The organism is Massilia sp. LC238 (genome assembly GCF_000735635.1).
Classification (GTDB): Bacteria; Pseudomonadota; Gammaproteobacteria; order Burkholderiales; family Burkholderiaceae_D; genus Telluria; species Telluria varians.
In genome coordinates, this window is record NZ_JNNN01000005.1 from 17,617 (window position 1) to 29,062 (window position 11,446).

The 11,446-nt window shown below is 65.8% G+C and carries 14 protein-coding genes; 9 read left to right on the plus strand and 5 right to left on the minus strand.

Annotated elements, in window-relative coordinates; translation table 11 throughout:
* Positions 1–114: 114 nt before the first annotated feature.
* The 9 genes from FG94_RS00945 to FG94_RS00985 all read left to right on the plus strand — a co-directional run bounded on the left by FG94_RS00945 (position 115) and on the right by FG94_RS00985 (position 7,673).
* Entirely contained in the window at positions 115–1,179 is a 1,065-nt protein-coding gene (locus tag FG94_RS00945) for a GTP-binding protein (RefSeq protein WP_036205937.1), read from the plus strand.
* 252 nt (positions 1,180–1,431) lie between these two features.
* Complete coding sequence (gene dksA / locus FG94_RS00950; protein WP_027867513.1) at positions 1,432–1,884, plus strand: RNA polymerase-binding protein DksA; 453 nt, start codon at positions 1,432–1,434, stop codon at positions 1,882–1,884.
* 198 nt (positions 1,885–2,082) lie between these two features.
* Positions 2,083–3,363: an STAS domain-containing protein gene (locus FG94_RS00955; RefSeq protein ID WP_036205938.1), complete on the plus strand. Its 1,281-nt coding sequence runs from the start codon at positions 2,083–2,085 to the stop codon at positions 3,361–3,363.
* Between the two features lie 173 nt (positions 3,364–3,536).
* A complete protein-coding gene (gene hslV / locus FG94_RS00960; RefSeq protein ID WP_036205939.1) occupies positions 3,537–4,073 on the plus strand; it encodes an ATP-dependent protease subunit HslV in 537 nt (178 codons plus the stop codon).
* 14 nt (positions 4,074–4,087) lie between these two features.
* Positions 4,088–5,422, plus strand: coding sequence for an ATP-dependent protease ATPase subunit HslU (hslU, locus tag FG94_RS00965; protein WP_036206001.1), 1,335 nt, complete (start codon positions 4,088–4,090; stop codon positions 5,420–5,422).
* 37 nt (positions 5,423–5,459) lie between these two features.
* Positions 5,460–5,663 carry a hypothetical protein gene (locus FG94_RS00970; protein ID WP_036205940.1) on the plus strand — a complete coding sequence of 68 codons (204 nt, stop codon included), beginning with the start codon at positions 5,460–5,462 and terminating at the stop codon, positions 5,661–5,663.
* 182 nt (positions 5,664–5,845) lie between these two features.
* On the plus strand, positions 5,846–6,580 hold the full coding sequence (locus FG94_RS00975) for a helix-turn-helix transcriptional regulator (protein WP_036205941.1): 735 nt from the start codon (positions 5,846–5,848) through the stop codon (positions 6,578–6,580).
* Positions 6,577–6,987, plus strand: a complete 411-nt coding sequence (locus tag FG94_RS00980; RefSeq protein WP_229445804.1) for an ASCH domain-containing protein — start codon at positions 6,577–6,579, stop codon at positions 6,985–6,987. The genes FG94_RS00975 and FG94_RS00980 overlap by 4 nt, the downstream gene beginning before the upstream one ends.
* Positions 6,988–7,037: 50 nt before the next feature.
* A complete protein-coding gene (locus FG94_RS00985) occupies positions 7,038–7,673 on the plus strand; it encodes an SAM-dependent methyltransferase (RefSeq protein WP_036205942.1) in 636 nt (211 codons plus the stop codon).
* On the opposite strand, the gene FG94_RS25740 is transcribed toward FG94_RS00985, so the two are convergent.
* The 5 genes from FG94_RS25740 to gspF all read right to left on the minus strand — a co-directional run bounded on the left by FG94_RS25740 (position 7,657) and on the right by gspF (position 11,440).
* Positions 7,657–8,337 (minus strand): hypothetical protein, encoded by a 681-nt coding sequence (locus tag FG94_RS25740; RefSeq protein WP_152570800.1) that lies wholly within the window; start codon positions 8,335–8,337, stop codon positions 7,657–7,659. The two genes, FG94_RS00985 and FG94_RS25740, sit on opposite strands and share 17 nt — an antisense overlap.
* A gap of 51 nt (positions 8,338–8,388) precedes the next feature.
* Positions 8,389–8,886, minus strand: coding sequence for a TMEM175 family protein (locus FG94_RS00995; protein ID WP_051995943.1), 498 nt, complete (start codon positions 8,884–8,886; stop codon positions 8,389–8,391).
* Between the two features lie 212 nt (positions 8,887–9,098).
* Positions 9,099–9,371 carry a hypothetical protein gene (locus FG94_RS01000; RefSeq protein ID WP_036205943.1) on the minus strand — a complete coding sequence of 91 codons (273 nt, stop codon included), beginning with the start codon at positions 9,369–9,371 and terminating at the stop codon, positions 9,099–9,101.
* 91 nt (positions 9,372–9,462) lie between these two features.
* A complete protein-coding gene (locus FG94_RS01005) occupies positions 9,463–10,197 on the minus strand; it encodes a hypothetical protein (RefSeq protein WP_036205944.1) in 735 nt (244 codons plus the stop codon).
* Positions 10,198–10,219: 22 nt separating this feature from the next.
* Positions 10,220–11,440: a type II secretion system inner membrane protein GspF gene (gene gspF, locus FG94_RS01010; protein WP_036205945.1), complete on the minus strand. Its 1,221-nt coding sequence runs from the start codon at positions 11,438–11,440 to the stop codon at positions 10,220–10,222.
* Between the last annotated feature and the right edge of the window lie 6 nt (positions 11,441–11,446).

The following is an 11,446-nucleotide window of genomic DNA, read 5'->3' on the forward strand; positions in this document are numbered from 1 at the left end:
CGTTGAGCTGTGTCAAGACGCTGCACGGTTGGTTGATGGTGAAGTTGCACGAAATCCGGCATAATCCCCCGATTCTCCCGCCTTGATGCGGGCGCAACTGACGGCAAAGCGAACATGGAACCCATCCCAAGCACCATCCTCACCGGCTTCCTCGGCGCAGGCAAGACCACTCTCCTCAACCGCATCCTGCACGAGGAGCATGGCCTGCGTATCGCGGTCATCGAGAACGAATTCGGCCAGGAAAACATCGACAACGACATCCTGGTGCGCGACACCGGCGAGCAGATCGTCGAGATGAACAACGGCTGCATCTGCTGCACCGTTCGCGGCGACCTGATCGTGGCCCTGACTAACCTGGCCCAGAAGCGCGCCGCCGGCGAGATCGCTTTCGACCGCGTGGTGATCGAGACCACCGGCCTGGCCAACCCGGGTCCGGTGGCGCAGACCTTCTTCGTCGACGAAGAAGTGGGCGCTAACTACATGCTCGACGCCGTGGTGACCGTGGTCGATGCGCGCCACGCGATGGACCAGCTGGACCGCCACGAGGAAGCCCAGCGCCAGGTCGGCTTCGCCGACAAGATCCTGCTCTCCAAGACCGACCTGGTCGATGCCGCCGCCGTCGATGCCTTGACGTCGCGCCTGCACCGCATCAACCCGCGCGCCCCGATCTCGCTGAGCGACTTCGGCCGCGCCCCGATTTCCGAGGTGCTGGACCTGCGCGGCTTCAACCTGAACGACAAGCTCGAGCTGGATCCGGACTTCCTGCGCGCCGAGGAAGGCCACGATCACGACCATGATCACGAGCACGGCGAACACTGCGGCCACGACCATGCCCATGGCGAGGCCTGCAATCACCACGACCACCACCACAGCCACCACACCGACGACATCGCCGCCTTCGTCTTCAAGAGCGAACGCGCCTTCGACCCGGAACGCCTCGACCAGTTCCTGGGCAGCATGGTGCAGGTCTTCGGACCGCAGATGCTGCGCTACAAGGGCGTGCTGTCGATGGCCGGCGCGGACCGCAAGGTCGTGTTCCAAGGCGTACATCAAATCATGGGCAGCGACCTGGGCGCAAAGTGGGGCGAAGGCGAGACCCGCGGCAGTAAAATGGTGTTTATTGGTAAAAATTTACCAAAAGACGTATTTATCAGCGGACTTGAACAGTGTTTGGTATAAACTACATCAGTTTTGCGGGCAAGTCCGGGCCCGCCTGACGACCTGCCACGGTAGTTGGCAGGCCGGGCGCCAGCGCTAGCGCGCCGGCGCATCCGGGCATCGTCCCACCCGCCAGCCGCATGCGGGCCCGGGACAGGCAGTGAAGGACGGCAGCCGCCGTCCGGGGCAGCAAGCCTTGGCAGGCGCCTGTTGTAAAGGTGCTAATGTTGAGTTTGCTGCTAATATGAAAACCTCTGTCGTATCGAAGGCATCATGACTAAAACAACGAAACCGAATACCGCCGCGCAGCTCGAAGAACGCCTTCTGACGGAAGAAGAAATTCGGGCGATGAGCGACGACGACTACATGAATCCGGCACAGCTCGCGTTCTTCCGCAACCGCCTGCAGGAACTCGAGAAGGAACTGCTGAAGAATGCCGGCGAGACCACCGAACACCTGCGCGAAACCGTGCTGGTACCGGACCCGGCCGATCGCGCGACCATCGAAGAAGAACACGCGCTGGAACTGCGCACCCGCGACCGCGAACGCAAGCTGCTCAAGAAGGTCCAGCAATCGCTGCAGGCCATCGAGAACGGCGAGTACGGCTACTGCGACGAAACCGGCGAACCGATCGGCGTCCCGCGCCTGATCGCCCGTCCCACCGCGACCCTGTCGCTGGAAGCCCAGCAGCGCCGCGAACTGAAGCAGAAACTGTACGGCGACTGATTCCCGTCCACCCCTACCGAAAAAAGCATGCACCGCAAGGCGCATGCTTTTTTGTTTTGTGAAGCGCAGGATGCGTCGTGCATACGTTTCATTTCCTATGGGATACACTAGCAGAAGTGCGCGTGTGCGCAGCACGTGCCGCTCGCAGCCGTGCTACCGTCGTGGCTTGCCGGACTTGTTCAATTATCCATTGGGACCATGGGGCTGTTCTCCTTCCTGAAGAAAAAGAGCGACACGCCAGCAGACGAGGAACTTCTCGTCGTGGACACGCGCCTGCGCGCCGGCGAGCCCTCGCGCCTGGAGTCGGAAGCCGAACGCGAACGCCAGCGCGCCATCGCCCGCGCCACCGCGGCCAAGATCGACGAGATCGAGCTGGAAATGAGCTCCGCCATCTTCGACGACGAACCGGCCTGGGGCAGCACGGCGCGCCGCCCCGCCGCAGCGGCTGCCGTCCCTGAGCCTGCTCCCGGCCTGGACGAGCTGCCCGACGCCGCGGCCGTGCCCGCCACCGCGCCGGCCGTCGAGGAAGGTGCCATCCTCTACGCCAACGGCCAGGCCGCCGCCGCCGAAAGCCTGCTGCGCGACAGCCTGGCGGACTTCGGCCGCATCGAGCGCCTGCCCTGGTGGATGCTGTTCGACCTCTACCAGGCCACCGGCCAGGGAGCCCGCTTCGAGAGCATCGCCATCGACTACGCCAGCCATTTCGAGACCTCGCCGCCGGCCTGGCAGCCGCCGCCCCCTGCGCAGGACGTCCCCCAGCTCACCGGAGTGGCCGCCACCGAAAGCTTCGGCCCCGTCCTCGACGGCGGCATCGCCCCGCGCCTGCAGCGCCTGCTCGCCGCGCATGCGCCGCTGGTGCGCGTCGACGTCGGCGCGGTGCGCAGCGCCGATGCGACAGGCTGCACCCTGCTCCTGAAGGCGCTGCAAACGCTGCGCAAGGAAGGACGCGAACTGGTGCTGGCCGGCGCCGACGCCCTGATGGCGACCCTGCGCCCCATGCTGGCGGTCGGCGACCGTACGGCCGGCGAAGCGCCCTGGCTGCTGCTGCTGGAATTGCTCCTGCTGTCCAACCGCGAAAAGGATTTCGAGGAATCGGCGATGGATTACTGCGTCACCTTCGAGCTGTCGCCGCCCTCGTTCGAGACGCCCAGGCATGTGTCGACCGCGGCCCCCGCCCCGGTGGCGGGCGACCGCTTCCTGCTGCCGCCGCTGGCACTGGGAGAGTGCGCGGCACTGCTGGACGCCGTCGACGCCTACGCCGAAGGGCGCGAGATCCTGGTGCTGGACTGCTCGCGCCTGGCGCGCATGGACTATGCCTGCGCCACCGCGCTGCAGGGCCGCTTGCGCGCGCATACGGAACAGCAACGGCGGGTCGAGCTGCGCGACCTGAACCACGTGGTTGCAGCCCTGCTGCGCCTGCTCGGTTATACGCACGACGAGGGTGGAGCAGGCATCCGTCTTTACCCGCACCGGTATTGACCGAGCCGCCCCCTTGTCCATGGATAACACGGTGTCCACGTTACGTGGACAGCGCGTAAAAATGGACTGTGGTACTTCAGGTTTCATTCGACATCGCAATTAAGGCTGAGCTCATCTTGCAATTCCGAGCACCCACCCCATCTGCGGGTGGCTAGACAACCACGAGGCTAAAAATGGAACAATTTCACGGCACCACCATCGTCAGTGTGAGGCGCGGCAGCCAGGTCGCGCTGGGCGGCGATGGCCAGGTCACGCTGGGCAACGTCGTCATGAAGAGCTCGGCGCGCAAGGTGCGCAAGCTGTACCAGGGCAAGGTCCTGTGCGGATTCGCCGGCGCCACCGCCGATGCCTTCACCCTCCTCGACCGCTTCGAAGCCAAGCTGGAGAAGCACCAGGGCAACCTGCTGCGCGCCTCGGTCGAACTGGCCAAGGACTGGCGCACCGACCGCATGCTGAGCAAGCTCGAGGCAATGCTGCTCGTCGCCGACCGCGAATCGACCCTGGTCATCACCGGCAACGGCGACGTGCTGGAGCCGACCGACGGCCTGGGCGCGATCGGCTCGGGCGGCGTGTACGCCCAGTCGGCGGCCAAGGCCTTGTACGAGAACACCGAGATGTCGCCCGAAGAGATCGTGAAGAAATCGCTCACCATCGCAGGCGAGCTGTGCATCTATACCAACCTGAACCACATCATCGAGACCCTGGAATGAACCAGTCCCCCATCATGAACATGACCCCGCCCGAGATCGTCTCGGAACTGGACAAGCACGTGGTCGGCCAGGGCAAGGCCAAGCGCGCGGTCGCCATCGCGCTGCGCAACCGCTGGCGCCGCCAGCAGGTCGCCGAGCCGCTGCGCCACGAGATCACGCCGAAGAACATCCTGATGATCGGCCCGACCGGCGTCGGCAAGACCGAGATCGCGCGCCGCCTGGCCAAGCTGGCCGACGCGCCCTTCATCAAGATCGAAGCGACCAAGTTCACCGAGGTCGGCTACGTCGGCCGCGACGTCGACACCATCATCCGCGACCTGATCGACATCGGCGTGAAGCAGACCCGTCTGAGTGAGCAGAAGAAAGTGCGCCAGCGCGCCGAGGATGCGGCCGAAGACCGCGTCATCGACATCCTGGTACCGCCGGCGCGCGACTTCGGCTTCAACGTGAACAACGGCGACAGCAAGGAAGGCGACGCCACCCGCCAGACCTTCCGCAAGCGCCTGCGCGAAGGTTCGCTCGACGACCGCGAGATCGAGATCGACGTGGCCGACGCGGCCCCGCAGATGGAAATCATGGCGCCGCCGGGCATGGAAGAAATGACCGAGCAGATCAAGTCGATGTTCGCCGGCGTCGGCAACGCACGCAAGAAGCCGCGCAAGATGAAGATCAAGGAAGCGATGAAGCTGCTGGTCGACGAGGAAGCCGCCAAGCTGGTAAACGAGGACGAGCTGAAGCAGAAGGCGATCGCCAACGTCGAGCAGAACGGTATCGTGTTCCTGGACGAGATCGACAAGATCGCCACCCGTTCCGAACACGGCGGCGCCGACGTCTCGCGCGCCGGGGTGCAGCGCGACCTGCTGCCGCTGGTCGAAGGCACGACGGTGAACACCAAGTACGGCATGATCAAGACCGACCACATCCTGTTCATCGCCTCGGGCGCGTTCCACTTATCTAAACCTTCGGACCTGATCCCGGAGCTGCAGGGACGCTTCCCGATCCGCGTCGAACTGGAATCGCTGTCGATCGAAGACTTCAAGAGCATCCTGACCTCGACCGACGCCAGCCTGACCAAGCAGTACGAAGCGCTGCTGGCCACCGAAGGCGTGAAAGTCGTCTTCACGGATGACGGCATCCATCGCCTGGCCGAGATCGCGTTCTCGGTCAACGAGCGCACCGAGAACATCGGCGCGCGCCGCCTGTACACGGTGATGGAAAAGCTGCTCGAGGAGATCTCGTTCACGGCCGGTCTTGAAAAGGACCAGACGGTCACCCTCGACGCGGCCTACGTCAACGCACGACTGGACGCGCTGTCGGTCAACGAAGACCTGTCGAGGTACGTGCTGTAATGCGCGTACTGTAATTTCTTGAAAAGGAGGACTGGCGATGGCAAACAAGGCACTGGCGACGCGGCAGAAGATGCGGCTGCGGGTGGAGCCATCCCAGAACTTCGGCAAGCCGCGCAATCCGATCGCGGCGCTGGCCAAGGCCCGCTCGGCGGGGGCGCACGCCAAGCCGCTATCGAGCGAACGGCAAGAGGCCAGGCGCATGCTGAAGAAGGCGAAGCTGGTCGCGGACGACGATGAATAACTGAGCCGCTTCTTCCTTTCGACATACTTTCCCCTTGGCGGGCCGCGCAAGCGTGCCCGCCTTTTTTACGTCCGTCCCTGCCGCCTGCGGCTGCGGTGTGGTATCGCCGCCCGCACGATCTTGCTTACTCGACAATTCACAGGTACATTCAGTCGACATGTCATATTTACTGCAGGAACACCATGAGTTCACCGGAACTGGTCCTCGACGTGCTGCGCGCCGAACTGCGCACCGCCAACATCACCTACAAAGACCTGGCCGGGCGTATCGGCGTCAGCGAATCGAGCGTCAAGCGCATGTTCGGCCAGAAGGACATGGCGCTGTCGCGCCTGGCCCAGATCTGCCAGGTGACCGGCATCGCACTGGAAGACGTGCTGCGCCGCGCCGCCGACTCGCGTCCCCAGGCCGACTTCCTCACCCTGCCGCAGGAAACCTCGCTAGTCGCCAACCCGCGCCTGCTCCTGATGGCGATCTGCTGCCTCGGCCACTGGTCGCTGGGACAGGTCACCGAGACCTATCGCCTGACCGAGCCGGAATGCATCACCCTGCTTGCCGAACTCGACCGGCTCGGCCTGATCGAACTGAAACCGCTGAACCGCTACAGCCTGCGCGTCTCGAACGCCTTCCGCTGGCTGCCGGACGGCCCGGTACAGCGCTTCTTCCGCGAGCACGTGGTCGAAGACTATTTTGCGGGCAGGTTCGACCGTCCCGGCGAGGCGCTGATGTGCCTGCCCGCGCGCCTGTCGAGCGCCAGCGCCCAGGAGCTGGCCTCGAAGATCGAGCAGCTGGCCGGTGAACTGGCGCGCCTGCACCGCAACGACCGCCGGCTGCCGTCGCAGGAGCGCGACGGCTATACGCTGCTGGTCGGCTTCCGGTCCTGGGAATTCGCGGCCTTTACCGCATTGCGGCGCGCATGACAGCGGCGATCGATACCGGCCGGCGCAAGCGCCTGACCTTCCGGGGCGCCGACGAGAACGACGACAGCCTGCCGCGCGCCGTGATGGCGGGCCGCAAGACGGTCACCGCCGACACGGTCGAGGACTATTACAAGCCCTACGGCGAATACGGCGACGGCAGCTACGAAGCGGGCGACCTGATCGAAGTCTACGACCTGAAGCAGCGCCTGCGCTGCCTGATCCGCGCGACCAAGGTGCAGCGCATCCGCTTCGGCGACATCCCGGAAGAAGTCTGGCGCGGCGAGACCTTCGCCAGCGCACGCGAATTCCAGGAAGTGCACATCCGCTGCCTGCCGCAGTACGAGCTGCACGACGACTTCGAATTCGTGACCCTGCATTTCGAGTTGGTCGCGGTGATCGAGGCCTGAGGTCGTTCCGGCCTGCTGTATCATGCGCATCCTGAAAACGAAAGCCGCGCATGCTCACCATTACCATCAAGCAGGGCAAGGAAAAGGCCATCCTGGCCGGCGACTCCTGGATTTATCTTTCCGCCATCGACAAGGTCGAGGGCAAGCCCGCCGAGCGCAACAAAGCGGGCGCCACGGCCATCGTGCAATCCTCGTCGCGCCAGTTCCTGGCACGCGCGGCCTACAACGCCAAGTCGCAGATCGCGGCCCGGGTCTGGACCCTGCGCGAGGACGAGCCGGTCGACCACGCCCTGATCAAGCGCCGCGTACAGGCTGCCGTGCAGGCGCGCGCCGACGTGTTGCGTGACGCCGATCCGGAGGCGCTGGTCCAGCTCATCGACGGTGACCAGAGCGGCTTGCCCGGCCTGCTGGTGCACAGCTACGGCGGCGCCGCGGGCTACCTGGTCTGCCAGTTCAATGCCGCCGGGGTCGACCTGTGGAAGGTGCCTGTCGTGCAGGCGCTCATCAAGGCCACCGGCTGTCCGAATGTGTACGAGCGCAGCGACGAACTGGTGCGCAAGGCCGAAGGACTGCCCGTCACGCGGCGGGTGCTGGCCGGCGAGGAACCGCCCCAGCGCCTGATGGTGCGCGAAGGCGGCCGGCTGCTGCCGATGGACATTCGTACCGGGTTCACCTATCCGCGCTGATCCTCACATAGACACCCGTGTGCCGGACGTTGATGCCGCCGCAGTCACCATCATCGTCCGCCACGAGATAGCGTCCGATCCGGGTAAGCACCACCTGGCACGCCCCCTCGGCGGCGCTGGCCTTGGCTCCCTGCACCTCCAGCACGCCGTGCATGCCGCCGAAGTTCGCGCGTGGCTCGCCATTCGGTCCGGCGCCGCCATCCCAGCGCAGCGTCGACTCGATCTGCATCCGGCCAAGGCCTGGCGCCGGCCAGATCCGGATAGTGCCGGCGCCGTCCGACCAGGTGCCGAGCCAGTCGCGCACCGGATCGAGCGGAGCCGCCGGAAGCAGGTCTAGCTTGGCTGCCGGGATCCATCCCACTGACTCGTGCTTCCGGCCCTGGTACCAGACGCAGGCGAAACCGGCAGTCCGCTTGCTGACCAATACTTCGTCACCCGGCACGAGATAGGCTGGACGCTTGCATGCGGCGCATTTCGAGGGGCAGCCGTCGTAGTCCTCGAGAAAATGCACTTTCTCGTTCTTCGCGCCCTGGACGACGCCCAGGCCCAGGTCGTCCTGCTCGAGGGGAAAGCCGCCGTTGCGGCAAAAATCCGCATCGGACACCTGGGCAGCGCAGGCAAGCGGCGTGATCAGCAGGCAGATCCAGGCGAAGATGCGGGTCATGTTCATCTGGACCAGTATATCGGCTGGCCAAACAGGAATTGTCACCGGTGCTCACCGCGGCTTGCAGGCTTCCGGCATCAGCCACAGCAGCGCCAACAACACATGGATCACTGCACCGAGCGGCGCATACCAGAACGACAGCCCGATCGCCAGCGCGTACAGCCCGATCGACAAACGGTTCTTGCGGCTGCCCCAGGAGTGCACGTGGCCGGCATCCGCATCCACATCCAGGCGCCACGACAGCAGCATGAATGAGACCGAGCACAGCAGCAGCACCGCGCCGTACAAGGCCACCGCTACTTCCACCATCGGATGTTCGCCGGCCCAGGCCGTCACGTAGGGAATCAAGGACATCCAGAACAGCAGGTGCAGGTTGGCCCACAGGCCGGCGCCGTCGACCTTCCTGACCCGCTCAAACAGCGCATGGTGGTTGACCCAATAGATGCCGACGTAGACGAAGCTGAGCGCATAGCGCAGCCAGCTGGACAGTACTTCCGCCAGGTCGGCGGGCGGGTAGGCCTGGATCTGGATGCTGCAGCAGCCGGTCATCTTCGGCAAGATGGAAGGGTAAATCGATCACGCGGCAGGGCGGGCACCGGCTGGGTCCGCGCTGCGATGGGTCGGCAGCTCAGTTGCGCTTGACGACGGCGCCGCCCTGGATCACCACGGCCGGCGTTTCCAGCAACTGCACGTTTTCCAGGGGGTTGCCCTGCACCGCCACCAGGTCGGCGTAGCGGGCAGTCTAAGGCGCCAGTGGCGCGTTAGACGGTCATGCCGGGCAGGGCGATACGGGTGCCGGCCTCGCCGGGCGCAGCGGCGGGCGTGGCGGACGCGGGCTTGACGCTGACGATGCGGCCGTCGCGCACCAGAATCTCGGGGTTCTGGACCATGCGGCCGGTGCGCACGTCCAGCAGGCGGTCGGCGGTGATGGTGACTTCGGCGGCCTGTGCGGCAGACCAGCTCAGGGCAGCCAGGCAGGCCAGGACGATGCGCGAGACCAGGGGTGTGGCGCGCAGGACATTCGGACGTTTCAAGGGCTGGCTCCGGCATGATGAATTAACAAGATGCAAGCTTACACAGGGATATGCCCTGCCCGTCCAAAAAAAACGCCGCATCGCTGCGGCGTTACTGGGTCGGGTTCGGTTCCCCCACCGGGCTGTTCACCGCCCGGGTCGAGGGCGGCATCTGCACCTGGTTCGGCGGCGGGTTCTGGCCCTGCTGTCCTTGCTGCTGTCCCTGCTGCCCTTGCTGCGGCTGGGTCATGGTCGGATCGGGCGGCGGCGGTGCCTCCTGGTTCGGCAGCGCGGGTTCCGGGGTGGTCAGCGCGACCCCGCCGCCCGGTTGCTGCTGCATGTTTCCGGGCGCGGCCACGACGCCCGGCGCGGTCTGCGGCTCGACACCCGGCGGCGGCGCGGCGGCCACCGGCTGCGGCATCGGTGGCGCCATGCCGGGCTGGCTGGAGGCGCCCGTGTCGGGCGCCAGGTCGACGCGTTTCATGACGCCGCCTTCGGACAGCATCACGTATTTCGGATGCACCTCGGCCACCGTCACGCCCGGCACGATCTCGCGGCCGATCCGCACCGCCTTCGGCGGCGAACCCTCGGCCACCAGGATCACGGCGCTGTTGCTGCCGGCCGAGACGACGCCGGTGAGCTGGTAATTGGAGATCGCCACCGCGGTCGGCTGGCCGCCGAACAGGTAGGCGGCGGCTTCCGGGTTCGGCTCGGCCATGGCCACGGCCGGCGCCGGCGCCAGCGGACGCTGCTCGGGCTTGTACAGCTGCAGGAACCAGTAGGCGCTTGATGCCACCAGCAGGATCAGTGCGAGCAGGGTGAGGAGGAGAGGCAGACGCTTGTTCATGGTTTCCTTCTTGTTCTTGTATTCAGCGTACCAGTTGGTTGATCTCGATGATCGGCATCAGGACCGCCAGCACGATCAGGAGCACCACCAGGCCCATGGCCAGGATCAGCACCGGCTCCAGCAGGCCGGCGATGGTGAGCGTGCGGCGCTCGAGGTCGGCCTGCTGCGAGTTGGCCGCGCGCTCGAGCATGCTGGGCAGCTCGCCGGTGATCTCGCCGGCGCGGATCATGTGCACCAGCATCGGCGGAAAGTGCTTCTGCGCCGACAGAGCGCGCGCCAGGCTCACGCCTTCGCGCACGCTGCCGGTGGCCTGTTCGACCAGTTCGCGCATCGCCACGTTCGACAGGGTGTCGCGGCTGGTCTCGAGCGCGCGCAGGATCGGCACGCCGGAACCGGTGGTGATCGCCAGCGTGCTGGCGAAGCGCGCCGTGTTCAGGCTGCGCTCGAACTTGCCGTACACGGGTGCATTGAGCAGCCAGGTATGCCAGCGCCGCTTGAGGTCGGGATTGCGCAGCGCGCGCCGCCACAGCCAGAAGGCGCCGATGAGCAGGATGCCGACATAGATGCCGTAGGCCCGCACGAAGTCGGAAATCACCAGCATCATCACGGTGAGGAAAGGCAGCTTCTGCTTGGTGTTGGCGAACACCGAGACGATCTGCGGCACCACGTAGGTGAGCAGGAAGATGACGATCGCAAAGGCCACCACGGTGACGATGGCCGGATAGGTGAAGGCCAGGCGCACCTTCTGCACCAGCGCGTTGCGGCGCTCGATGTAGTCGGCCAGGCGCGACAGCACGCGCGAGAGCTGGCCGATCTGCTCGCCGGAAGACACCAGGGCGCGGTAGATCTCGGCGAAGTCGCGCGGGTGGCGCGACAGCGCGCTGGAGAAGGCCACGCCGCCGATGACTTCGGAGCGGATCGAGGCGATCAGGTCGCGCACGTAGGGGCGTTCGGCCTGCTCCAGCAGCGCGGTGAAGGCCTGTTCCAGCGGCAGGCCCGCCTCCAGCAGGCTGGCCAGCTGGCGCGTGAACAGCGCCAGCTCGACCTGCGACAGGCGCTCGCCGAAGCCGCGCGAGCGCGCCACGCCGGCTTCGTCCACCTGGGCCGCGATCTGCTCGACCGACAGCGGCGTCAGGCCCTGGGTGCGCAGGTCGGCGCGCGCCGAGCGCGGGCTGTCGGCGTTGACCACGCCCTTCTTGGTCGCGCCGCCGGCGTCGACGGCCTCGTAGCGGAATGCTGGCATGGTTTA